General features: G+C 60.6%; 19 protein-coding genes and 1 pseudogene. 7 read left to right on the forward strand and 13 right to left on the reverse strand.

Annotated features, from left to right (window positions below; all coding sequences use genetic code 11):
- Positions 1–79 precede the first annotated feature (79 nt).
- From A7J50_RS18520 to A7J50_RS18545, 6 genes are all read left to right on the forward strand, one after another.
- A complete protein-coding gene (locus A7J50_RS18520) occupies positions 80–3253 on the forward strand; it encodes a hybrid sensor histidine kinase/response regulator (protein WP_064453120.1) in 3174 nt (1057 codons plus the stop codon).
- Positions 3254–3276: 23 nt separating this feature from the next.
- Positions 3277–3924: a response regulator gene (locus A7J50_RS18525; protein WP_053257033.1), complete on the forward strand. Its 648-nt coding sequence runs from the start codon at positions 3277–3279 to the stop codon at positions 3922–3924.
- A 195-nt stretch (positions 3925–4119) separates the two neighbouring features.
- Positions 4120–4722, forward strand: a complete 603-nt coding sequence (locus A7J50_RS18530; RefSeq protein WP_064453121.1) for a fimbrial protein — start codon at positions 4120–4122, stop codon at positions 4720–4722.
- A 75-nt stretch (positions 4723–4797) separates the two neighbouring features.
- Entirely contained in the window at positions 4798–5529 is a 732-nt protein-coding gene (locus tag A7J50_RS18535) for a molecular chaperone (protein WP_064453122.1), read from the forward strand.
- A gap of 85 nt (positions 5530–5614) precedes the next feature.
- The gene (locus A7J50_RS18540; RefSeq protein WP_064453123.1) at positions 5615–8125 is read left to right on the forward strand and encodes a fimbria/pilus outer membrane usher protein; all 2511 of its coding nucleotides are present in this window, start codon (positions 5615–5617) and stop codon (positions 8123–8125) included.
- Positions 8126–8183: 58 nt separating this feature from the next.
- Positions 8184–9020: a 5'-nucleotidase, lipoprotein e(P4) family gene (locus A7J50_RS18545; protein WP_064453124.1), complete on the forward strand. Its 837-nt coding sequence runs from the start codon at positions 8184–8186 to the stop codon at positions 9018–9020.
- 15 nt (positions 9021–9035) lie between these two features.
- Here the strand turns inward: A7J50_RS18545 and A7J50_RS31770 are convergent.
- The 3 genes and pseudogenes from A7J50_RS31770 to A7J50_RS18555 form a co-directional block, all read right to left on the reverse strand.
- Positions 9036–9119, reverse strand: a pseudogene (locus A7J50_RS31770) (type VI secretion system tube protein Hcp); the annotation flags it as partial.
- Positions 9120–9307: 188 nt separating this feature from the next.
- A complete protein-coding gene (locus tag A7J50_RS18550) occupies positions 9308–10231 on the reverse strand; it encodes an amidohydrolase family protein (RefSeq protein ID WP_064453125.1) in 924 nt (307 codons plus the stop codon).
- A gap of 74 nt (positions 10232–10305) precedes the next feature.
- Positions 10306–11199, reverse strand: coding sequence for an alpha/beta hydrolase (locus A7J50_RS18555; protein ID WP_064453126.1), 894 nt, complete (start codon positions 11197–11199; stop codon positions 10306–10308).
- A gap of 180 nt (positions 11200–11379) precedes the next feature.
- On the opposite strand from A7J50_RS18555, the gene A7J50_RS18560 reads away from it, so the two are divergent.
- Positions 11380–12279 (forward strand): GlxA family transcriptional regulator, encoded by a 900-nt coding sequence (locus A7J50_RS18560; RefSeq protein WP_208604439.1) that lies wholly within the window; start codon positions 11380–11382, stop codon positions 12277–12279.
- A 45-nt stretch (positions 12280–12324) separates the two neighbouring features.
- On the opposite strand, the gene A7J50_RS18565 is transcribed toward A7J50_RS18560, so the two are convergent.
- The 10 genes from A7J50_RS18565 to A7J50_RS18610 form a co-directional block, all read right to left on the reverse strand.
- The gene (locus A7J50_RS18565; protein ID WP_064453128.1) at positions 12325–13215 is read right to left on the reverse strand and encodes a glycine betaine ABC transporter substrate-binding protein; all 891 of its coding nucleotides are present in this window, start codon (positions 13213–13215) and stop codon (positions 12325–12327) included.
- 10 nt (positions 13216–13225) lie between these two features.
- Positions 13226–13984 carry an ABC transporter permease gene (locus A7J50_RS18570; protein ID WP_064453129.1) on the reverse strand — a complete coding sequence of 253 codons (759 nt, stop codon included), beginning with the start codon at positions 13982–13984 and terminating at the stop codon, positions 13226–13228.
- Positions 13975–15114 (reverse strand): ABC transporter ATP-binding protein, encoded by a 1140-nt coding sequence (locus tag A7J50_RS18575; protein ID WP_064453130.1) that lies wholly within the window; start codon positions 15112–15114, stop codon positions 13975–13977. The genes A7J50_RS18570 and A7J50_RS18575 overlap by 10 nt, the downstream gene beginning before the upstream one ends.
- Positions 15115–15151: 37 nt before the next feature.
- Positions 15152–15808, reverse strand: coding sequence for an ABC transporter permease (locus A7J50_RS18580; RefSeq protein WP_064453131.1), 657 nt, complete (start codon positions 15806–15808; stop codon positions 15152–15154).
- A 286-nt stretch (positions 15809–16094) separates the two neighbouring features.
- The gene (locus A7J50_RS18585) at positions 16095–16529 is read right to left on the reverse strand and encodes a RidA family protein (protein WP_064453132.1); all 435 of its coding nucleotides are present in this window, start codon (positions 16527–16529) and stop codon (positions 16095–16097) included.
- 11 nt (positions 16530–16540) lie between these two features.
- Positions 16541–18124 carry a flavin monoamine oxidase family protein gene (locus A7J50_RS18590; protein WP_064453133.1) on the reverse strand — a complete coding sequence of 528 codons (1584 nt, stop codon included), beginning with the start codon at positions 18122–18124 and terminating at the stop codon, positions 16541–16543.
- 10 nt (positions 18125–18134) lie between these two features.
- Positions 18135–19061, reverse strand: a complete 927-nt coding sequence (locus A7J50_RS18595; protein ID WP_064453134.1) for an ABC transporter substrate-binding protein — start codon at positions 19059–19061, stop codon at positions 18135–18137.
- Between the two features lie 18 nt (positions 19062–19079).
- Positions 19080–19853, reverse strand: a complete 774-nt coding sequence (locus A7J50_RS18600) for an amino acid ABC transporter ATP-binding protein (RefSeq protein ID WP_064453135.1) — start codon at positions 19851–19853, stop codon at positions 19080–19082.
- Positions 19846–20817 carry an amino acid ABC transporter permease gene (locus A7J50_RS18605; protein WP_064453136.1) on the reverse strand — a complete coding sequence of 324 codons (972 nt, stop codon included), beginning with the start codon at positions 20815–20817 and terminating at the stop codon, positions 19846–19848. The genes A7J50_RS18600 and A7J50_RS18605 overlap by 8 nt, the downstream gene beginning before the upstream one ends.
- Positions 20818–20842: 25 nt before the next feature.
- Positions 20843–23236 carry a TonB-dependent receptor plug domain-containing protein gene (locus tag A7J50_RS18610; protein WP_064453137.1) on the reverse strand — a complete coding sequence of 798 codons (2394 nt, stop codon included), beginning with the start codon at positions 23234–23236 and terminating at the stop codon, positions 20843–20845.
- Positions 23237–23310 lie beyond the last annotated feature (74 nt).

Consider the following 23310-nt stretch of genomic DNA (forward strand, 5'->3'; position numbering starts at 1 on the left):
TGGCCACGGATTATCTGTTCCATAGTAAGGAGTAAGCTCCATCCAGTGCCGATTTATCCTGCGCCTGCGGAAACCCCTGATGAAGCACAACAACGCGATCCTCGAAGCCTTTACCCGCAGCTCATTGCGCCTGAACAAAGGCTTGATGGTGCTGATTGGGATCGCGTTGCTGCTGGTCCTCACCAATTACTGGTCACTGCAACGGGGGATCGAAACGCGCTACGGCGCTACGCGTTTTCACTTCGCGCGGCTGATGGAAAACCTGCAGGAGCAAGAGTCGTACCTCAGGAGCCTGACGCATCCGGGGATCCAGGCCGAACTGCTGCGTGCCACCAACGTTCAGGTCAGCCTGAAAAGCCGCATGGTCGACAACCGCCGTACGCTCTATGAAGGCCAGAAGTATTCGTTTTCAGTGCCGTTCAGCGTCAAGTTCGATGAGCAGCAAGTCAGCGCCGCCGCCAGGCCGCAGATCTTTGCCCTGGGCGCGCACCTGACCAGCTACTACAGCGCCTTCTGGTCCTCGTCACCGTACGAGGCGCCGCAGACCTTTTTGCTCAATCGGCAGACGAACTACACCATCACCATTCCGTCCGTGGGTTACCAGCGGCGGGAAAGTACCGAGGAAACCGGCAACCTGGTGGCGGTGGTCAACGCGGTGCAAAACACCCTGGAGCAAACGCCGCAACCGTTGGAGCAGGATCGCGTGTATTGGCAGGCAGGTCCTGAACCCGAACACTTGCTGGCGTACATCGGCCTGCCACTCGATGGCCAGAGCCAGGTGGTGATCGGTACCTTGCTCGACCTGGCCCTGGCCGACGATGTGCAGCGTGCCCTCGACCACTCGGCGTTTGATCGCTTCACGCTGATTGCCCCCGACGGCACGCGGTTGATCGGGCCAGAAACCGGAGCGCCACTCAGCGATGGTATGCACATCACCGCGAATGGCTTCGAATTCAAGATAACCCAAGCAGGTGACCAGCCCTGGAGCGCGGTCTATGGCCTGAACTACTCGCACTTCTTCCACTCCGCGTTGTGGCCGCTGAGCACCCTGGCCCTGCTCTTTGCCAGCCTGATTGGCCTGGGCTGGGCCGGCAGCCGCTGGTATCGGCGCCAAGTCATCACCCCGGCGCGCCTGGCCCACGAACACATTGCCGAAAGCGTGGCGTTCAGCCGCGTGATCATCGACACCGCGCCCACCGGCTTATGCGTGGTGCGACGCAGCGACGGCAAAGTGTTGATCGAAAACCAGCGTGCCCAACAATGGCCGGGCACCGCACGCCTGGTGGCAGCCATGGCCGGTGCCCACGACAGCGCCGAAAGTGGCGAGACGCACCTGGAAATCGAAGGCCGGCACCTGCAAATCGGCTTTGTGTCGACCCGCTATCAGGCCGAGAACGTACGCCTGTATGCGTTCAACGACATCACCCGACATATCGAAGATGCCCAGGCGCTGGAAGAAGCGCGCCACGCCGCCGATGCGGCCAACAAGGCCAAGACACTGTTCCTGGCGACCATGAGCCATGAAATCCGCACCCCCCTGTATGGCGTGCTCGGCACCCTGGAATTGCTCGGCCTCACCGACTTGGACGTGCACCAGAAAACCTACCTGCACACCATCCAGCGTTCGTCCGGCACGCTGTTTCAACTGATCAGCGATGTGCTGGATGTGTCGAAAATCGAGTCCGGGCAAATGGCGATAGAAGCCGTGGATTTCTGCCCGCTGGACCTGCTCGAAGACACCCTTCACACCTACGCGGCCTCCGCCCAGCGCAAGGGTTTGCAACTGTACAGTTGCATCGACCCGCAGTTGCCGGACTGCGTCATGGGCGACCCGATGCGCATCCGCCAGATCCTCAATAACCTGGTGAGCAACGCCATCAAGTTCACGGATGTCGGGCGCGTGGTGATCCGCGCCAGGGTCATGGAGTTTGATGCCGACAACGTTGACCTGGAATGGCAAGTCACCGACTCCGGCGTCGGCATTCCCGAGGTGCAGCAAGCCAAGCTGTTCGATCTTTTCTACCAGGCACCGGACACCGCGAGCGAAGGCGGCGCCGGGCTGGGCCTGCCGATTTGCCGGTGGCTGGCGCAAATGATGGACGGCGAAATCCGCGTGGTCAGCGAGCCAGGCCTGGGCAGCAGCTTTACCCTGAAAATGCGCCTGCCACGGTGTTGCGGCACGCTGACCAACCTGCCGCAGATCGACCCGAGCCCGACGCCGGTGTATGTGCAGGCACCGGTGCGCGAATTGGCGCAGTCGATGAGTGACTGGCTGAACCGCCTGGGCATTGCGGCCGCTCTGGCAGCGACCAGTCATGAAAAGGACAGCCGCCAGGCGGTGCTGGTGGACCTGTTGCCCAACGAGTCCGCCAAACCATGGGCCGGTCAACGTGTGCTCTGCCTGCCGGGCGCGCACAGCCCGCCGCTGCACACGGCGCAAGGCTGGGTGGTGGATCTGCACGACATACGCAGCATCGCCGCCACCGTATCACTGGCGCAGCACGGCAAGCATGAGCAACCTGCGGCAGCACGCCCCCAAAGCGCCGGGCAGTTGGGGCTGCGCATCCTGGTGGCCGAGGACAACCCGGTCAACCAGGCAATCATCAAGGAACAGCTGGAAGCGCTCGGTTGCTCGGTGAGCCTGGCCGCCAATGGCGAACAGGCGCTGCAACTGTGGCAACCGCAGGCCTTCGACCTGGTGCTGACCGACGTGAATATGCCGCTGATGAATGGCTATGAACTGGCCAGGACCTTGCGCGAGCATGACCCGCAATTGCCGATTATCGGCGTGACCGCCAATGCGATGCGCGAGGAAGGCGTGCGTTGCCTGGCAGTGGGTATGAACGCCTGGATCGTCAAACCCTTGAGCCTGCAAACCCTGCGCGGCCAGTTGGTCAAGCTGTGCAAGGTCAAGCCGCCGATCGAGCCCGTCGCGGCGGTATTCGACGACAGCGTGCAGCTGTCGGACAAGATGCGCCCGCTGTTCATCAGCAGCGTGCAGCATGACTTGCAGCGCATCGGCGTGGCGCTGGCGCAGCGTGATGCCCACGGCCTCGGCCAATTGCTGCATTCGACCGCGGGCGCCCTGGGCGCAGTGCAGGCGCTGAGCCTGGCCCAGGCCTGCATCGAATTGGAAAGCGCGCTTAACCGCGGCAGCCTCGACACTACGCTTGAGCTCAAGGTGAAGGCTGTGATGCAGCGTCTGTCGGCCGTTCTGGAGACTCTCCAGCCCGGGCACTCTTCACTTACTTGAACTGGCACTACGGACGGCCCTTTATGAAAAAATTCAACGTAGTAATCGCGGACGATCACCCGATCGTGTTGCTTGGCGTTCGCGAACTGGTGGAGCGCGACACGCGCTTTCAAGTCGTCGGCGAGGCCGTGTGTTCGGCCGGCCTGATCGAGCTGTTGCAGCGCCAGGGCGCCGACATTGTGATCACCGATTACAACATGCCGGGCGACTCGCCATACGGCGATGGCCTGAAGCTGGTGGAATACCTCAAACGGCATTTCCCGCAGGTACAGATCCTGATCCTGACGATGATTTCCAACCACCTGATCCTCACTCGCCTGCAGGAGCTGGGTGTGGTCGGCATCATCCAGAAAAGCCAGTTGCACACCGAGATTCAATTGGCGCTCAAGGCGATTGCGCAGCAGAGCGCCTATCGCAGCCTGGAACCGCCCAAGACCTCAGTGATCGAGACCCTGACGGCCATCGACGAGCGCTTCACCAGCTTGTCGCCCAAAGAGTTCGAGATCCTGCGCTTATTTATTTCCGGCATGAGCGTGAGTGATATTGCGCGCAGTCAGAACCGAAGTTCCAAGACCATCAGTGCGCAAAAAATATCGGCCATGCGCAAACTTGAAGTGAGCAGCGACCAGGACCTTCTTGCCTATTGCCTGGCGCGTAACATTTTCAACTAACCACTCACTTGCAAGCCATTCCTGGACAATGGCTTCGCCCTTTATTTGCTGGCCTCCCGCCCCTTCAAAAGCGCAACTAACCTACCCGCCTCCGCGCTTATAAGAATCGTCTTATTCGCTCCCGCCGCCTCGCCGCTTACTCTTTCCTCGCAGTTCAACAACCGCATTTTCCAACTAACACTAACGGACATCATCATGAAGAAGTTTTCCCTGGCTGTTATCGCCTCGGCCATTATCGCCGCTTCCGGCAGTGCCTTTGCCGATGATCCTGCACCGACGCCAACCCTGGGCGGCAGCGGTAAAATCACCTTCACCGGCGTGATCAACAACGACGCGTGCTCGGTCGACGGCGCCAACTCCGACCGCACCATTTCGGTGGACATGGGCAACGTGTCGATCAAAGACATGGGCACCGCGGAAAACCCAACTGCCGGTCGCGTCACTGCCAAAGACTTCAACCTGAACGTCAACTGCAACCAGGGCACCAAAGTCGCGATGATCTTTGACGCCAACAACGGCGGTTCGGGCCTGGTCACCGGCAAAAAAGTTCTGGCCCTGAACCCAGGTTCGGCTACCGCGCAAAACGTGGGTATCGCCCTGCTCGACAGCAATGGCGGCCTGATCGACCTCAGCTCGCCAAGCACCGCGCGCATTGAAAGCACCATGCACGGCGCCGGCACCGCAGGCGGCGACGCCACCCTGAGCTTCGCAGCCGCCTACGTCACTACCGCTGCAGCCAATGCATCCACCGCCGGTCGCGGTGACGCGACCCTGCCGTTCATCCTGCAATACGAATAACTCGGCGCCCCGAGCACCGAACGTGCGAGGCCATACGGCCTCGCCATTCTTCTTTGACTACACCGGATAACCCTCATGCTGCCTCGTTCTATCGCCGCATGCCTGGGGCTGCTGGGCATGCTTATGGCTACCCAGGCCGCCGCCAGCATTTCACTGAATGCCACCCGTATCGTATTCGATGGCGACCACAAGGAAGCCAACATCACCGTGCGCAACGGTAACCAGGATGTGTTGATTCAATCCTGGGTCGACATGAACGATTCCAGCGGCAGCCGTGCACCATTTGCCGTCACCCCGCCACTGGCGCGGGTATTCGCCAAGGAACAACAACTGCTGCGCATTCTGTACGAAGGCACCGGCATGCCCACGAACCGTGAGTCGGTGGTGTGGCTTAACGTGCAGGAAATCCCCAAGGCCAGCGAAACCGAGAACACCTTGCAGTTGGCCATCCGCCAACGCATCAAGATTTTTTACCGCCCTGCCGGCCTCACCGGCAGCGCGCTGCAAGCGCCTGCACAGCTTGAATGGACGCTGGCCAAACACGGCAGCCAAACGCTGTTGCAGGTGAAAAACCCGACGCTGTACCACGTGTCCATGGCCGACATCAAAGTGCAGGCGCAACTGGCCAGCGACTCCACCATGATTGCGCCCGGCGAGGAAAAACAGTTCCCGCTCAGCGCGCCAATCGCCAGCGGCCCAGTGCAGTTGTCGTTTTCCAGCATCAATGACTACGGCGCGCAGAACCACTACACCGCCGCTTTGTCAGGCGTCGCTTCGCACGCTACTGAAGCGCGCCTCAAACCCTAAGCCTTTTCTCTAACCCACAGGCTCACTTCGCGTGCGTGTTTGCGTGCCCGGCTGTTCGCCAATCAGGGATGTCACAGGTCTTCGCATGTCTTTTCTTTCCAGCAACAGGCCCGCACGGGGCGCACTGAAGTTGAAGACGCTGTCGCTTGCGATCGCCGCCAGCCTGCCCGTGTGGGTCATGGCCGATGAGGCTGCGGAAACCTTCAACACCACCTTCCTGCAAGGCTCGCAGTCGCCGGTCGACTTGCAGCAATTGCTCTCGGCCAACAGCGTACTGCCGGGTAATTACCGGGTGGATCTGTACAGCAACGAGGTACTGGTGGGCCGGCGCGATATCGATTTCAAGCGCAACCCGAAAAACGGTCGCGTCGAGGCCTGTCTCACCCTCGACCTGCTCAAGCAGTTGGGTATCGACATGACCCGTTTGCAGGCCGAAGGCAAACTCGACCCGCAGCAGCCACAGGAATGCTACGCCCTCGCCGAGATGATTGAAGACGCCAGTGTGCGCTACGACAGCAGCCGCCTGCGCCTGCTCGCAAGCATTCCGCAAGTGGCCATGCAGCGCGGCCTGCGCGGTTATGTTGACCCGCAGTTGTGGGACGACGGCGTACCCGCTGCGTTCATCAACTACCAGCTCAACAGCAGCCGCACGGCCGGTGACTATAAAACCCGCATCGCCAATAACCTCGGCCTGCGCAACGGCATCAACCTGGGTGCCTGGCGCTTGCGCAACGAATCGAACATGAGTAACGGCACCGGGCGCTCGAACACCTTCACCAGCAACCGCACCTACTTGCAGCATGACGTGACCGCGATCAAGGGCCAGTTCAGCGCCGGTGAGATCTTCTCCGACACCGACTTGTTCGACAGCGTGCGTTATCGCGGCCTGAAACTCGCCTCCGATGACGGCATGCGGGCCGACAGCGAACGCGGCTACGCGCCGGTAATTCGTGGTGTGGCGCAGACCAATGCCACCGTAGAGATCCGCCAGAACGACTACATCCTCTACACCGCCAACGTTGCGCCCGGCCCGTTCGAGATCAACGACATCTACCCCAGCGGCTCTAACGGCGACCTGCAAATCACCGTCATCGAAGCCGACGGCAGCCGTCGCGTGACGATGCAGGCATTTTCCAGCCTGCCGATCATGGTCCGTGAAGGCCAGGTCAAATACAGCGTCTCGGCGGGCACCTTCAAAAGCAACGCCGATGGCCTGGCGAGCCCGCAATTTATCAGCAGCACCCTGGCGTACGGCTTGACCAGCAACCTCAGCGGCATTGTCGGACTGCAAGCCAGTGACGACTACAGCGCCCTGTCGATCGGCGCCGGCAAGAACACCTCGTTCGGCGCCTTCTCCCTGGATACCACCCATTCGTCCAGCAAGGCGCGAGGGCAAACCACCCAGGGCAGCAGCGTGCGTGCCTTGTACGCCAAGACCTTTGCCGGCACGGACACCAACTTCACCCTGGCCGCCTACCGCTACTCCACCGAGGGCTACCGCACGCTCACCGACCATGTGGAAGACAGGAGCGAAGACGTGCGCGTGCGCACCGGGCATTCGAAAACCCGCACCGACCTGACCATCAACCAGAGCCTGGGGCGCAACAATGCGCTCGGCAGCCTGTATGTGAATGCCAGCGACCAGCGTTACTGGAACCGCGGCGGGTCGCAGAGTCTATCCGCCGGCTACACCGGCAACTGGGGCGACCTGAGCTACAACGTTGGCGTGACGCGCACCAAGCAAATCGTCACCTGGGGCGAGCCCAGCAGTGACACGCAGGTGAACCTGTCCATCTCGTTCCCGCTGGGCAGCCAGGCCCGCGCCCCCCGGGCGTTTGTCACCACCAGCCATCAGCATGGCGACACCACGACGCAAGCGGGTATCAACGGCTACGTCGCCGATGCCAGCGACACGTTCTATTCGGTGCAGGCGGGCCATAGCGACACCAGCGGTGATTCCGGTTCGGTGAATATCAACAGCCGCACCTCAGTGGCGGATGTCAGCGTTGGCTACAGCCAGGGCCAGGGCTACAACTCGCAGAACCTCAACCTTGCCGGTTCCGTGGTGGCCCATGCGGGCGGCGTCAACCTGGGACAAACCGTCAGTGAGACCTTCGCTCTGGCCGAGGTGCCGGGCATCGCCGGGGCGAAGATCAGCAGCTACAGCGGCGTCGAAACCGGCTACAACGGCTATGCAGTGATCCCAACGGCCCAACCTTACCGGGTGAACTGGATCAGCCTGGACACCCGCGACCTGGGCGGCGATGTGGAAATTACCAACGCCACCCAGCAACTGGTACCGCGCCGCGGCGCCGTCGTGGTGGCGCATTACAGTGGCAGCACTGGACGGCGGGTGCTGTTTGAGTTGTTTGATGCACAGCATAAGCCGCTGTCGTTTGGGGCTTCGCTGGAGGACGCCAATGGCAAGCAACTGGCGATTGCTGATCCGAATGGGAATGCGCTGGCGTTGGTGGAACAGGATCAGGGCACGTTGATCATCAAGTGGGGCGAGCAACAATGCAACGCAACCTATGCGCTGCCGCCGCAGAACAAAGCGCTGAACTATGAGCGTCAGGCGCTGGTATGCGCGCCTTGATTGTGGGGGCGATTAGGCTAAGGTGCTGCCAATGCGCCTTCCTCTTCGAGACTTGCCCATGCGTAAGCTGTTATTCGCCAGTGTCTGCCTGCTGACCACTGCCCTGTCGGGCTGCCAGCAGACCCCACCGGCCAACGACCAACTCGACGCCGTGCTCTGGACCCAAACCTCCATTGAGCACGAGCTGATCTACCGTCAACTGTTTGCCAACGCCACCCGCCAGCTCGATGTGGCCCTGGCCGACCCAACCTGGGATGCCCTGCCCTTCCCGCCACGCAATTTGAACGGGCTACCTGCGGCCGTGGTGGTCGATATCGACGAAACGCTGCTGGACAACGTGCCGCTCAATGCACGTGACATCATCCATAACCAAGTGTATTCCTACGACCGATGGAACACCTGGGTCGACCAGGCCAGTGCCCAGGCATTGCCGGGAGCGGTGGCGTTCCTGCAAGCCGCCCAGCAAAAAGGCATCAAGGTTTACTACCTCACTAATCGCGAACACAGCCAGGTCGCAGCCACCGTCGCCAACCTGCGCCTGCGCGGCTTTCCAGTAAGCAGCGACGAACAAGTCCTGGCCGCCAGCACACCCACCGGTCATTGCGAAAGCGCCGGTTACGGCAAGACTTGCCGCCGCCAGTGGGTCGCCAGCCATGCCCGTGTATTGCTGATGGCAGGTGACTCGCTGGGGGATTTCGTGCAAGCCGAACACAACACCCTCGCCGCCCAACGCAAGGCGGTGGAGCCCTATGTGAGCTGGCTGGGGCAACGCTGGTTTTTGCTGCCGAATCCGAGTTATGGCAACTGGTACAGCGCGCCGTATGGGGATAATGAAAAGTTGCCGTTTGAGCAGAAGCGCAAGCTCAAGCAGCAGGCGTTGCAGCTGGAGGAGTAAGGGGTTGGCTGGGACTCAGGCTTTGATGTTCTGCCGGATGTTCCAGCCAAACTTTACCGGCCCACCGTCCTTGCCACCGTCGGCCTTCTGCGGCTGGTAGCTCCGGCGCAGCGCATTATCAAGTCAGGGCTCGATTTACCCGGCGGTTTTTCAAGTTATGTAGGCCTCTTATAGTTATCAGAACTATTGATCATCCAAAACGCTGTATTCAACGTTTGCATACCCCTTAAGCCCAAGTCACTGACACAACCCTTGCTTAACACCACTGCTGCGATGCAGCCGGGCAGTTATCGACAATGACCGTTTTTTTGCCCAACAGGCGCGAAGCCATACAAAGCCTCGGGGTTGCTCACTAGAATCGCCTGGCGTGTGGCCTGGTCCGGTGCCCAGCCAGCCAGCAGATCAAGCAAGTGGCCATCGTTTGGCATCGCCCCCCGAATATGGGGGTGTGGCCAGTCCGACCCCCAAACCAAGCGCTGCGGGTTGGCTTGCACCAGCGCTTCGGCCAACGGCTGAACATCGGAGTACGGCGGATGATTCTGACGGGTAAGGCGATAGGCACCGGACAACTTGACCCAGGCCCGACCCGTGTCGAGCAGACGCAGGAGGTTTTGGAAGCTCGGATGAGCGGCGCCCTTCTCGGCATTAAAATGGCCCATGTGATCGATCACTACCGGAACCGCCAGGTTACCCAAGCGATGGGTAAGCCGAGGAAATGTAGAGATGTCGATCAAGCATTGCAGATGCCAGTTGCGCTCGGCCAGGCGCGACGCCAGATGCACGACATCGGCCCAGGCGATCCCCCCCTCGAACAGCAAGTTCAGGCGCACACCGCAGAACCCAATGCGCCCCAACCGGTCGAGTTCGACATCCGTCACATTCCCCCTCACTACGGCAACGCCCCTGTAATCAAGCCCTTTTCCGCGCAAGGACACCAGTGCGTTTGCCTGGGCGCTGTTGTCATCACCGTAGACACTCGGCTGCACCAATACGCCACGGGCAATGCCGAGAGTGCGATGCATGGCGCAATAGGCTTCCAGCAAGGCGGGTGGTGGGGTGTAGCTGCGCGGCTGATGAAAAGGGAAAGCGCGCGGGTCAAGAAAGACGTGCGCATGGCAGTCCACGGCCCCGGCGGGCAAGGTAAACGTTGGAGGGCGCGGTGTCGGATCGGCAGGCGCGCACGTGCTGGGTTCGTCAGGTGGGGCTTTCATCACTCGCCTCTCGTTCGGCCACGGTTGCAGGTAAAAATACGGCCCGAAGCTTGAGCCCCGGGCCTATTCCCGACTCAGGCGAAATGCTCGTCCAACCACTGGGCAATGCGAGCGGAAAACACCTGGAACTTAGGATCTTCATCCAACATCCATTCGGTGTGACCGGCATCAGGTAGCAGGAACAGGGACTTCGGACCTGGGTAGCGCGCAAACAGCGAGCGTGCCTCTTCGACTGGGTGCAGATTGTTCTCGGCACCGTGAGCGATCAGCAACGGTGTGCCGGCAAAACGTTCGTCGATATGCGCTTCAGGGGTGAAAGCAATCAGTGAATCAGCAAATTCAAAATCCGAAGTCACCCCATAGTCCGGGTTCTTGCGTAATACAGTGTCGACATAGACACGGGACTTTTCATCCAGTGGATAAATAGCGAACGGGTCGATGCCTTTAGCGTCGCCACCCTTGGCCAGCCGCAGGCGCTCGGCGTTCATGAAGTCACGGAATGCTTTCCAGCCTTCGCCGCCGCGCAGGGCTTTTTGTACCCGTACGGCGTCGAAGAAACCATTCATCGCGATCAGACCGTCGATCAAACCCTCGGCCTGGCGATAGGCATCCAGAACCAGGCCCCCACCCATGCCCCAGCCAGCCAGGACCAGCTTGCGCCCTTCAGTGCGGGCGCGTTCGGCAACCACCGCGACCACGTTGGCAATATCACGAACCTGTTCTTCGATCAGCACTTTCTCCCGGGTACCACCACTGTCGGCAAAGCCGCGATAATCGAACCCAAAGCAGAAATAACCATACGGCGTCAGGGCTCGCGCGAAACGCTCCGGATGAATGTTTTTCAGGCCAGTGAAGCCCGAGCAGACGATGACCAGCGGCGCATCGGCGCGCAGTGCGTGGTCATCCCAGAAATAGGCAGCATCAATTTTTATGCCGTCGCTCACGACCTGAACTTGTTCTGTCTGCATGGAAAAAATCCTTCGAAGTAGGCGAATTTATTGTTTGTCCGCATCGCTGTCGAAGTGGGTTCGACGGGCTTATGATGCGTCAGTCAAAACCGCTTCAATACGATAAGAACGACGTAAAAAGGCCGATTCATGACACCTGAAACGCGTACCTTTGGTTTCATGCTCTTTCCCGGATTTTCCATGCTTTCGTTTGCCGCAGCGCTGGAGCCATTGCGCATCGCCAACCGCATGAGTGGTACTACGCTTTATCAATGGGGCCTGTTGAGTCGGGACGATGGCGAGGTCCTCGCCAGCAATAATTTGCCATTTTCCCCTACGATCAAACTGCGTGAAGCAGACACGCTCGATGCGTTGTTCCTGGTGGCGGGTATCGCCGCCCATCAACTCGACTCGGAGGGTATGCGCAGCTGGTTACGCCAACGCAACAACGGCAAGCGCCTGATCGGTTCGATATCCACCGGCAGCCTGTTGTTGGCTCGTGCAGGCTTACTGGACCGTAAACGCTGCACCATTCACTGGGAGAGCCACCAGAGCCTTCTCGAAGAACACTCGGAAGCGACCGTGACGGGCGAATTGTTTGAACAGGACGGACGAATCTGGACGTGTTCCGGTGGTGTCGCCGGCCTGGACATGATGTTGCACCTGATCGGCCTTCAGCACGGCAATGCACTGATGCACCAGGTAGCCGAGCAGTGTGTACACCCAAGCATTCGCAGCTCCCACGACAAGCAGCGTATGTCACTGGAAAGCCGACTGGGCATTCATAACCCGAAACTGATCAGCGCGATCACGCTGATGCAGAACCATTTGGAAGGGCTGCTCAGTTGCGAAGACATTGCCCGCATGGTTGGGTTGTCGTACCGGCAAATGCAGCGGCTGTTCAGTGAGCAATTGCAACTGACGCCGGCGCAGTACTACTTGAAGCTGCGCCTGGAAAGGGCTCGGGAGCTTTTGCTCAGTTCATCTCTGCCTATTCTGGAGGTCGCCCTGGCCTGTGGCTTCTCCACCACGTCACACTTTGCGCGCTGCCACCGCGAGATGTTCGGGGTGACACCCCGGCAGTTACGGCAGAAGCATTGACAGGGGCAACGACTTGCAAGCATTCGGTGGTGTTTGCAGCGGTACTCAGATCAAGCGGTTGCGCTTGAGAAAATCGCTGGCGACGGTTTCGATCGCGACACCTTCAATATCGACCTGGGCATTGAGTCCAGCGATGACTTGATCATCCAACAGAGCCGAAAGACGGTTCATCTGTTCGGCCAGTTGAGGGTTCTTCGCCAACGTCGCTTCACGCACTACGGGAATAATCGCATAGTCCGGAAAGAAGTTGAGATCGTCCTGCAACACAGTAAAGTTGAAAGCCGGTATACGACCGTCAGTGGCCATGACCAGGGCGACGTCGACGTGTTTATCCTTCAGGGCCACGTAGGTCAGTCCAGAATCCATGCGCCGAATCCGGTCGCGCTCGATCACCAGGCCATAGGCCTCGGACAGGGGTTTAAAACCGTCGGCACGGGAATAGAACTCAGCGTTCATGGCAATACTTAACGATTTGCCGCCGCTGGCTTTCAATAAGGCCGCCAGTTGCGACAGCGTGGTGATACCTCGCTCCTGCGCATCGGCACTGCGCATGGCCAAGGCATAAGTGTTATTGGCTTTTGACGGCGTAAGCCAGACCAGGCCCTTGGCAGCATCGAGTGTCTTCACCCGTGTATAGGTGTCCTCGGGAGACAGACGCTCCTTGACCTTGTTGTAGTTAACCAATGCAGTACCGGTGTATTCCCAATAAAGATCGATCTGGCCGTTTTCCAGTGCGCTGCGCAGCACACTGCTACCCATGCCGGCACGCTGTTTCACCTGATAGCCCAGCCCTTCCAGATATTGCCCGGTGAGGCTAGTCAGCAACTGTTGCTCAACGAAGTTCTTACCGCCTACCGTCAGCGTATTCGCCGAAGCGATCACGCCGATGGAGCCGAGCAATAAGGCGGCGATGGCCTGAAGCAACTTGAGTTTCATCGGTCGATCCTCAGCGGGTAGGTTTAAGTTGTGCTGCAACAGCGCGATGCGAATTGACGCCGCGCGAAATTGCCAGGGTTGCCAGCGCGGCGACGATGGCGTCTACCGCAATTGCCAGCATGGCGGTCGGTATGGCGCCAGCCAACATCATGACCGGCTCGTTCAAGTCGATCCCGGTAAATATCAATTCACCCAGACCGCCTCCGCCGATCAAGAAGGCCAGGGGCACCGTACCCACGTTGATCGCAAGGGCAGTGCGAATGCCAGCGAACATCGTGGGCAGTGCATTGGGCAACTCGACTTTGAGCAAACTCTGAAAGGGCGACAGGCCCATGCCACTGGCGGCCTCGAGCAGGTGCTGTGGCACGTCCAGCAAACCGGTATGGGTATTGCGGGTGATTGGCAGCAAGGTCGCGACGAACAGCGCAAACGCGGCGGGCAAGGTGCCAATTCCGAGAAGCCCCACGGACAATGCCAACACAGCCAAGGTCGGTAGGGTCGCGCCGATGTTGAGCAGTTGCATCGCTGTTTGCGAGTAACGACGCAAGCGTGGCCGACTTAACCAGATGCCCAGAGGAATGGCGGCCAGGACCGCCAGGCCACCGGACATCGCTGTCAATTGCAGGTGTTGCATACTCAGGTAGCGAATGTCCGGCCAATACGTGTAGAAAGCGTTAAACAATCCCTGGTGCCCGACCACCGCGCCGCCTACAAAAACCAAACAGAGCAGGCCCGCGTAAACTGCATCCGTGGTCGCGGCTATGCGCATATCGTCACCTCAGGCCTATTCCTGTAGCGAGCCCCCAAATGATGGGTAATGCCTTTTTGCGTGATCTCGCCACAGAAGCGGCCATCGTCGTCCACGCAAGGCATCCAGGTTGTATCGTGGGCGAACATCAGCGAGGCGACTTTACGCAGGTCATCGTTGACATGGACGACCGCATCAAGCCCAAGGTAATGGTCGCCGCAACGCCCACGCTTGGCGACTGCGGTGGAGCGCAGCACCATGCCAATCGGTTGGTGCGCGCTGTTGACTAACGTCATTGCTATGTAGGAATGCTCATCCATGACGCCGAGCGCGCGCTCCAGGCTGTCGTGCTGGAAAAGCACCGGTGTATTGGCCAGCATGACCTGGCTGACACGTACCAGGTTCAGGCGCTTCAAGGCGCGGTCTGATCCGAGAAAACTCTCGACAAAGGCATTTTCTGGCGCCGCCAGCAGGTCGTCCGGGATGCTGCACTGCACCAGCCTGCCGTCTCGGAAAATGGCGATGCGATCACCCATCTTCACCGCTTCGTCAATGTCGTGGCTGACGAACAGGATGGTCTTGTTCAGCGCCTGCTGCATACGCAGAAACTCGTCCTGAATCAACGCGCGGTTGATCGGATCAATCGCCCCGAAGGGTTCGTCCATCAGCATCAAGGGCGGATCTGCTGCCAGGGCACGGGCCACGCCAATACGCTGCTGCTGCCCACCTGACAGTTCATAGGGATAACGCTTGAGAAACAGGTTGGGGTCCAGTGCCACCATGTCCAGTAACTCGCGGGCACGTTCGCGATAGCGCTTCACGTCCCAACCAAGCAGCTTGGGCAATAGGCAGATGTTTTCTTCGACGGTCATGTTCGGGAACAGGCCAATCTGCTGAATCACGTAGCCGATATTGCGGCGTAGTTCCTGAGTGTTGAGCCCGGAAGTATCCTGCCCGTTGATCAAGACCTTGCCAGAGGTGGGTTCGATGATGCGATTGATCATTTTCAGGGTGGTGGTTTTGCCACACCCCGACGGCCCCAGCAGGATGCAGATTTCGCCGCTGGGGACTTCCAGGCAGATATTGTCCGCCGCTGTGACCAGCCCTTTGGAGGTATCGAATGTCTTGGTCAGGCAGTCGAGTTGGATCATGCAGGCAGGCTCCTGATATGAAAGAGGAAAAGCGTGTTCAGCGCGCCAAAGCCATGCCACGTGGCGTTATGCATTTCTGCAACCAGAGCAGCAAGTAGTCGGCAATAATCGCCAGCAGGCTCACTGCCGCGGCCCCCAGCACGAGTTGCCGCGAATCCGATTGCGAAATACCGCGACTGATAAATGTCCCCAGGCCTCCAGCACCAATGTAGGCAGCGATGGCCATCACCCCAATATTCAACACCACAGCGGTGCGGATGCCGGCCATGATCAGCGGTATCGCCAGGGGAATCTCAACCAGGCGCAGACGCTGGAGCGGGCTCAAGCCCATGCCCCGTGCAGCTTCCCTGAGGGCGCAATCGACATTACCGATGGCGGTGTAGGTGTTGCGGATGATCGGTAACTGGGAATACAGCAGCACAGCGATGACTGCCGGCACCGGACCGATGCCATAGCCGAAGGGAGAAAGCAGAGGAATCATCACCCCGAACATGGCGACAGAAGGAATGGTCACGAGGACCGACGCGGCGTACAGCACTGCATCGGCCACGCGTTTGTTCTGGGTAATGGCGATGCCGATGGGAACGCCGGTGACGATTGCCAACCCGACAGCAATGGAAATCAGCCCCAAATGCTCGACGGTTCGAGTCCCCAGCAATGGCAGATTTTCGATGAGATAGTGCAACCAGTCCAAGATCTGTGCTCCTTTATTATTGGAAGAAGAGAGCAGCAAGCTGACTGATCATAACCACTGGCAAGGCATCGAAACCTGATGAAAACGACGGTTTAAGACCGATTCATGACATGATTTTGGGTGAATTCGCCCATGGGCATGCCGTGCGGCCTGTCCCGCCTGAGTTCATCACCGCGTTGAGTGTCGATTACGTGGGGGAAGCGCCAAAGTCTGCGGGGGCAGCAGCCAGGCGCAGCTGATCCCGCAGCCGCAGAAACTGTTCGCACACCTGGGCAGTCGCTGAGTGCTACACCGTCCTGGCGGCAACCGCCTCCACCTCCACCAACGCCCCCGGCAACGGCAACGCCACCACTTGCAACGCGGTGCGCGCCGGTTTGTTCGGCTGCTCGGGCGTGCCGAAGAATTGCGTATAACCACGCTGCAAACCGGCGAAATCGAGCTTGCCGCCGGTCTCTTCGGCGCCGACCAGGAATACCCGTAACTGCACGATATCGCCGAGGTCCAGGTCCTGCTGCTGAAGGATCTTGCGCAGCTTGTTGAACACCGACACCGTCTGCACTTCGGTATTGCCGTAGGCCGCCGGCGTCCCGGCCGGTGCGTTCGGGTCGGCAAGGTCCGGCAAGGTGCCGCTGACAAAGACCAGACTGGCGGAGGCCGGCACGGAGACAGTTTGCGAGATCGGAAAATCACCGACGCTGGTGCGTTGAATGCTGTCGCTCATGGTGTTGCTCCTTAAGACGCGGCCACGACCGCAATGTGTCGTTGTTGGGTAACCCGCTCAGCCAGTTGACCGACCACAAAGCGGGCCGAGTTGGCTGCTGACTCCTGCCAGATGCCCACACCGCTTTGCACCAAACCGTCACCGGCGAAGTACACGCGGCCATGGGCGTGTTCCAACAAGGCGCTGGCCTCGGCCGGGAAGTGTTCGCGTTGCAGCCACGGGCCTTCGCTGTAGGGAATCTGTTCCCAGGACACCGCCAGCGGGTTGCGCAAGTGTTTGGAGTAACCCGGATGCAGCAGCTCCACGGCCTCCTTGGAGGTGGCGTATTGCTGGTTGAACGGTTGCGCGCCAAACACGTCGGCGCCCTCCCCGGTGACGTAACCGGCCACCAACACACCTTCGCGGGTGTTGAGGTCATTGCTCGGGTACCACAGCAGGCGCGCCGGGTGCTCTATCCACGACAGGCCGCCGTAGGTGCGATAGTCGGTCTCCCAGAAGCGCGGGGACTGCCACGCGACTTTGGTCGCCTGATCGCTGCGGGTGCTGAGCAACGCGGCTTTGACCGGTTCGCTGAAGTCGGTGTCGAGCCTGGCCAGCAGCGGCAGCGGTAATGTCGAGACCAAATAATCGGCGCGCACCACCTGTTCGCGGCCGCTGTGTTGGTCGTGGTAAGTCACCGCCACGCCGTCTTCCAGCTGACGGATCTGCCGGACTTGAGCGCCCAACTGCACGTGCTCGCTGACGCGTTGGTAGAAGGCGTCGGTAATGCGGTCCATGCCGCCGACCGGTTGAAACATGGTCGCGGAGAACTCAGGGAATTCAGTATGCAGTAATGCGCCCCACAGCTCGGGATGCAGCAAGCGATCCAGCGCCAGCGGGCTGCGGCTGGCGGGCAATGCGCCGGGGTGCGCAGGCGAATCCAGATGACCGGCGCGCAGGCTGCCCTCATAGGCCAGTTCTTGCGACAAATCGCCGTAGACCTGCAAGAAGGCCAGCAAGCGCGTGCGTTCTTCGCCGCTCAACACATCATCGAGCGCATCGCGCTGCACGGCTTTGGCCAGCAAACCGGAGAGGTGCCCACGCGCATCGTTGATCGCCTGGCCGACGGTGAACGCCGGCTGCTGCAGGTCCGGGCGCACCTGGGCGCCATGGCTGCTGTTGACCAGCACTTCCAGCGGCACACCCAGTTCGCTGCAATAATCGAGAATCGTGCGGTGCTGGCTGGGGATGCGTGCGGGACCTGCGTTGAAATACAGGCCCGGATCAAACGCCACGGTTTGCGTGCGGCCGTCCTTGTAGTCAACGCGATCGCCATGGCGCAGTGTCCAGGTGCGTCCGCCCACGCGCTCACGGGCTTCCAGCACTTGCACGCTGAACCCGGCGCGGGTCAGCTCCAGGGCGGTGACCAGCCCGGCAATCCCGGCGCCCAGCACCAACACGCGGGTGCCCTGCCCCAGGCCGTCCTTGAGTTTCAGCGGTTGCGGCCGCCGATGTGACGAGGGCCCCAAACCCAATACCGCCAGTGCGTCCTTGACGGCCTTCTCGCCCCCTACGGCGGCGATGCTCGACAACGCTTCACGTCGTGTCAGTCCCATGTCGATTCTCCTAGTCCGGCAAGCCCGGTGGGTTGATCAGCGACGTGTCGACGCGCTCCACATCCAGGCCCCAACGCTGCAGCACCTGTTCGTATTGGCCGCCGGCAATCGCGCCCTCCAGGGCGGTATGGATCGGCTGGACCAGGCCGTTGTCCTTGCGCGTAGTTACCGCGATATCCGCCTTCAACGGCCAGCCACCGTTCACCGTACCGACTCGCTTGATGCCGCCTGTAATCGCCGCCGAATAGGCGTACACCGAGTTAGGCCCGAACAGCGCATCGCTGCGCCCCGACTGCACCGCCAATTGCGCGGCGGCCTGGTCGTCGAAGTACTGCAACAGCGCAGGCTTGATGCCGGCCTTTTCGTTGGCCTCATTCCACGCCAGCAGGACCTTTTCCTGGTTGGTGCCGGAGCCGACGATGATCTTCAGCCCGGCAATGTCCGAAGCCTGTTTGATCTCGGTAATTTTGCTGGTGCTCTTGACGTAAAACCCGAGCACATCCTGGCGATAGGTGGCGAAGTCAAAGCGCTTCTTGCGCGCCTCGGTCACGGTGACGTTACTGATCACCGCGTCGTATTTGCCCGAGCTCACGCCCAGCGGCCAATCCTCCCAACTGGTCTGCACCACGTTGAGTTGCAGCCCGAGGCTGTCGGCCACCAGCTGCGCGGTGTCGGCCTCACTGCCGATAGTGGTCTTGTCGTCATTGGCCAGCAGTGCCAGCGGTGGCCCGGCCACACCGGACACCGCCACCGTGAATTTGCCCGGCTGGGCGAACTTGAAGCCCGGCGGGATTTGCGCGATAGCCGCCTCGTTGCGTGGCACATGAATGCGTGCGCGGTCAGGGCTGAGGTCAACGGGTTGCGTGGCGGCGAAAGCCGTATGCGCGGCACTGACGGCAAGCGTCAGCAAAGCCACACGGGCGGTATTGATGAACATGAGCAGTCACTCCTTGAACTAAAGCACCTTGCCGAGAAAGGCCACGGTGCGGGGATGTCGGGGTTGGCGAAAAATCTGTTCGGGCGGGCCCTCTTCGATCAGTTGGCCGTCGCAAAGAAACACCACGTGGTCGGCGACCTCGCGGGCAAACCCGATCTCGTGGGTGACGATCACCAGGGTCACGCCCAATTGGGTCAGGCCCTTGATCACGTCGAGCACCTCGCCCACCAGCTCCGGGTCGAGGGCCGAGGTAGGCTCATCGAACAGCAACACCTTGGGGTCCAGCGCCAGGGCCCGCGCAATGGCCACACGTTGTTGCTGGCCGCCGGAAAGCTGGCGCGGGTAGGCATCGAGCTTGTCCGCCAGGCCGACCTTGGCCAGCAGTGCGGATGCCTTGGCTTGAGCCTCGGCCTTACTCCAACGTTTGTGCGCCAGCGGTGCTTCGGCGATGTTTTCCCAGGCCGTGAGGTGCGGGAACAGGTTGAAGTTCTGGAACACGAAACCTACGTCGATACGCCGCTTGAGAATCTCGCGTTCCTTGAGCTCGTAGAGCAGGTCGCCCTTGCGGCGGTAGCCAACGTATTCACCGTCGATGGTGATATGCCCGCTGTCGATTTTCTCCAGGTGGTTGATGGTGCGCAGCAAGGTGGATTTGCCCGAGCCGGAGGGGCCGAGAATCACCGTGACCTTGCCCGGGTCGATGGTCAGGTCGATGTCTTTCAACACCTGCTGGTTGCCAAAGCGCTTACCCACGCCCTGGATCTGGATGCGCCCGGCGCGTGCTTCACTCATGGGTTTTCTCCTTGAGCCAGCGGCCTATGCGTTGCAGCGGTGTCGGCGGCAGCACGCGCGCAGTGCCTCGGGCGAAATAGCGCTCGACGTAGTACTGGGCGCTGGTCAGCACGGTGGTGATGATCAGGTACCAGACGGTGGCGACGATCAGCAGCGGAATGACCGCCTGCGTGCGGTTGTAGATGACCTGCACGGTGTAGAACAGCTCAGGCAACGCCAGCACGTAGACGATCGACGTGCCCTTGACCAGGCCGATGATTTCGTTGAAACCCGAGGGCAGGATCGAGCGCAAGGCCTGGGGCAAGATGATGCGGAAGATGCGTCGCGAGGCCGGCAACCCCAAGGCTGCCGCGGCTTCGTGCTGGCCGGCGTCGACGCCGATCAGGCCGCCGCGAATGATCTCCGCCGCGTACGCCGCTTGCATCAGGCTCAAGCCCAACACCGCCACGGTGAATTGGCTGAGTACATCCACCGTCGACCATTCGGCGAACACCACACGGGTGAAGGGCACGCCGAGCACAATGTGGTCATACAGATAGGCAAAGTTGTACAGGATGATCAGCACCAGCAGCGCCGGCATCGAGCGGAAAAACCAGATATAGCCCCAGGCCAATGCCGCCAGCAGCGGCGAGCCCGACAGCCGCGCCAGGGCCAGCGCAGTGCCGAGAATGATGCTGAACACCGTGCTGAGCAGCGTCAGCAACAGCGTCTGGCCCAGGCCGCGCAGCACCGACGGCGAGAAGAACCATTGACCGAACACCCCCCATTCCCAGCGCGGGTTGGTGGCCAGGGAATGCACGATGGCGAGTAACACCAGCGCGGCAAAGATCGAACCCGCCCAGCGCCAGGGGTGTCGGGCCGGGACCACGTGTAGAGCCTTGATCGGCGTGGAGACACGGCGCTGGCGAACCGGGTAGTCGGTGACCTCATCGATCAGGTCATAGGTTTTGGCGACAATGGGCATGTTCTATTCCTCGCGGGTAGCGGCCTTAGAAGGCGTAAGTCAGCCGGGTGTAGTAGTACCCGCCGGTAAAACCGTAGGGCGAATAGGTGCCGTAGCTGGCGAGCATGGTGCTGCTCGGCACGCCTTGTTTCTTGGGGTAGAGGTCAAACAGGTTCTTGGCGCCGACGGCGATGTTCAGGGCTTTGGTGAGGTTGTAGCCAAGGTCGAGGTCGGTGATCCATTTGGCGCTGTAGATTCGGTCCAGGCTGCGGTCGGCAGAGACGTTGACTTCCTTGTAGGTGCCATAGCGTGTCAGGGCCAGGTTGAGGTTGAAGCGGTCGATGCTCCAGTCGCCACCGAGAATCAGCTTGGTGCTGGGCTGGACGCCGGTGATCAGGTTGCGCGCCTGGCGGTCCATCAGGTCATAGGAAGTGCCCAGGATGTTGGTGGACGCCTTGTAGTTGAGGATCTGGGTCTGGTTCCAATTGAACGCCGCCGTCCACTTCAAGGTGCCGTACTGGCCGATGTCCTGGTTGTAGTTGCTGACCAGATCAACACCTTTGGTGCGGGTGTCGGCGCCATTGATGAAGTATTGGCCGCCGGAGGTTGAGTTGATGCCGTTGTTCTGCAGCACTTGGGTGACTTCAGGCCCGAGCAAGGTACCGGTCAGGGTGATGCGGTCGCGCAGGTTGATCACGTAGGCGTCGGCCGTGAAGTTCAAACGGTCGGTGGGCGTGAGGGTGAAACCCAGGCTGAAATTGGTCGAGCGCTCGGGTTTCAGCTCTTGGGCGCCGAGGGCCTTGGCCGCCGCCGAATCCACCGGCAACACGCCGTAGTTGATCGACTGGTACACCCCGTCGACCACGCCATAGGTGGTGGAGCGCGCACTGAACAGGCTGTTGGCCAGGGACGGCGCGCGAAAGCCATTGCTGACCGTGGCGCGCACGGCAAATTGCGGGGTGAAATCGTAGCGCGTGGTCAACTTGCCGCTGCGGGTAGCGCCCACACCTTCGTTGTAATGCTCATAACGAAAGGCGGTGCCCACGTACCAATCCGGTAGCGGGTTGAAGCCCACATCAACATAGCTGGCCAGGCTGTTGCGCGAGGCGCTGGTGGCTTCGTCCGGTGAAATACCATTGGTGACCTGGGCCCCGGATGAAGCGCAGTTGCCCGGCGCCACGCAATAACCGCCGTTGGCATAAGACGCATAGTCACCGGCCTGCACCTCATAGGTGTCGCGTCGATGCTCGAAGCCGTAGGACAGGTCCAACGGTTTTTGCAGGCCGACGTCGAAGCCGCGTTTGAAGTCGAGGTTGGTGGTCAACTCGGTGGAAATCCAGGTGCCGGAGGTGAAGCTGTTCGGCGTGTACTCGCCCAGCGACGGGTTCTGGTTGTGGGTGGTGCCCTGCTCCGCTTCGTTGCGCCCGTAGGTGGTGGACAAGTCCCAGTCCCACGCGCCGACGGTGCCTTTGCCGCCGAATGCGGCCTGGAAATCATCCTCGTCGATGGACCAGGTTGGCGTATAACCGGCCGGGTAGCCGTTCGGCCCGGTAGTAATGGTGTTGGTGATGGTGGGCAGGCGGTAGTTCTGCCCCTGCTCGGCTTTGCGTCGTGAGTAAGTGGTGAAGGAATACAGGCTGAGACTGTCATCGATCGGCAGCTCGGCGTTGTAGCCCAAGGTCAGCAGGTTGGTCTTGGGCGTACCATAACCGCCATAGGTGGCCCTGCCGGCCTGGTTGTAGGCTTGCTCATAGGTGTAGCCGTTGGCGCTGGCCTTGTTGTCGTCATTCTGGCTGCGCGCATCCAGGGCCAGTTGCACGATGCCGCCGTTGCCGATTTCAAAACCCTTGTTGAGGCTCTGTTGCACGGTCTGTTTCTTGCCGTCGTAACCCTGGCCGATATGGGTCACTGCGGTGCCGCTGGTGTCGGCCTTGAGGATCACATTGATCACCCCGGCGATGGCATCCGAACCGTATTGGGCGGCGGCGCCATCGCGCAGCACTTCCACGTGGTCGATGGCGCTGATGGGAATTAAGTCGAGATCGGCCGGCGCCGCGCCCGTATTGATGCCGTTGATGTTCAGGGTGGCACTGGTGTGGCGACGTTTGCCATTGACCAGCACCAGCACTTCGGCGGCGCTCAGGCCACGCAGGTTGGGTGCGCGGGCAATGCCGCTGGCATCCCAGCCGGTTTTTTCCGGCAGGGTCAGCGACGGGATCACCGCGCTCAAGGCTTCCATCAAGCCGGGCTTGCCGGTGTTTTGCAGTTGCTTGGCGCTGACCACATCGATCGGTACCGGGCTGCTGGTGACGGTGCGCTGTTCGGCGCCACGGTTGCCGGTGACCACCACGGTGGACAGGGTGCTGTCGTCCTGGGCCTGTGCGGTGCCGGCAAACAGGGCCAGCGCCAGTGCAGCGGTGGGTTGTAAAACTTGCTTCATGGCCACTCCAAACTTTCCGGATCGCGAAGTCGGGCAGTCACGCTGTCGTCGGGACGGCGCGGGGTGCACGGTTT

The sequence above is a fragment of the Pseudomonas antarctica genome (genome assembly GCF_001647715.1).
Lineage (GTDB): Bacteria > Pseudomonadota > Gammaproteobacteria > Pseudomonadales > Pseudomonadaceae > Aquipseudomonas > Aquipseudomonas antarctica_A.

Bases quoted from the DNA above. Each gene is read 5' to 3' on its own strand.
- A7J50_RS18520 (WP_064453120.1), top strand. From the start codon at position 80: ATGAAGCACAACAACGCGATCCTCGAAGCCTTTACCCGCAGCTCATTG.
- A7J50_RS18525 (WP_053257033.1), top strand. From the start codon at position 3,277: ATGAAAAAATTCAACGTAGTAATCGCGGACGATCACCCGATCGTGTTG.
- A7J50_RS18530 (WP_064453121.1), top strand. From the start codon at position 4,120: ATGAAGAAGTTTTCCCTGGCTGTTATCGCCTCGGCCATTATCGCCGCT.
- A7J50_RS18535 (WP_064453122.1), top strand. From the start codon at position 4,798: ATGCTGCCTCGTTCTATCGCCGCATGCCTGGGGCTGCTGGGCATGCTT.
- A7J50_RS18540 (WP_064453123.1), top strand. From the start codon at position 5,615: ATGTCTTTTCTTTCCAGCAACAGGCCCGCACGGGGCGCACTGAAGTTG.
- A7J50_RS18545 (WP_064453124.1), top strand. From the start codon at position 8,184: ATGCGTAAGCTGTTATTCGCCAGTGTCTGCCTGCTGACCACTGCCCTG.
- A7J50_RS18550 (WP_064453125.1), bottom strand. From the start codon at position 10,231: ATGAAAGCCCCACCTGACGAACCCAGCACGTGCGCGCCTGCCGATCCG.
- A7J50_RS18555 (WP_064453126.1), bottom strand. From the start codon at position 11,199: ATGCAGACAGAACAAGTTCAGGTCGTGAGCGACGGCATAAAAATTGAT.
- A7J50_RS18560 (WP_208604439.1), top strand. From the start codon at position 11,380: ATGCTTTCGTTTGCCGCAGCGCTGGAGCCATTGCGCATCGCCAACCGC.
- A7J50_RS18565 (WP_064453128.1), bottom strand. From the start codon at position 13,215: ATGAAACTCAAGTTGCTTCAGGCCATCGCCGCCTTATTGCTCGGCTCC.
- A7J50_RS18570 (WP_064453129.1), bottom strand. From the start codon at position 13,984: ATGCGCATAGCCGCGACCACGGATGCAGTTTACGCGGGCCTGCTCTGT.
- A7J50_RS18575 (WP_064453130.1), bottom strand. From the start codon at position 15,114: ATGATCCAACTCGACTGCCTGACCAAGACATTCGATACCTCCAAAGGG.
- A7J50_RS18585 (WP_064453132.1), bottom strand. From the start codon at position 16,529: ATGAGCGACAGCATTCAACGCACCAGCGTCGGTGATTTTCCGATCTCG.
- A7J50_RS18590 (WP_064453133.1), bottom strand. From the start codon at position 18,124: ATGGGACTGACACGACGTGAAGCGTTGTCGAGCATCGCCGCCGTAGGG.
- A7J50_RS18595 (WP_064453134.1), bottom strand. From the start codon at position 19,061: ATGTTCATCAATACCGCCCGTGTGGCTTTGCTGACGCTTGCCGTCAGT.
- A7J50_RS18600 (WP_064453135.1), bottom strand. From the start codon at position 19,853: ATGAGTGAAGCACGCGCCGGGCGCATCCAGATCCAGGGCGTGGGTAAG.
- A7J50_RS18605 (WP_064453136.1), bottom strand. From the start codon at position 20,817: ATGCCCATTGTCGCCAAAACCTATGACCTGATCGATGAGGTCACCGAC.
- A7J50_RS18610 (WP_064453137.1), bottom strand. From the start codon at position 23,236: ATGAAGCAAGTTTTACAACCCACCGCTGCACTGGCGCTGGCCCTGTTT.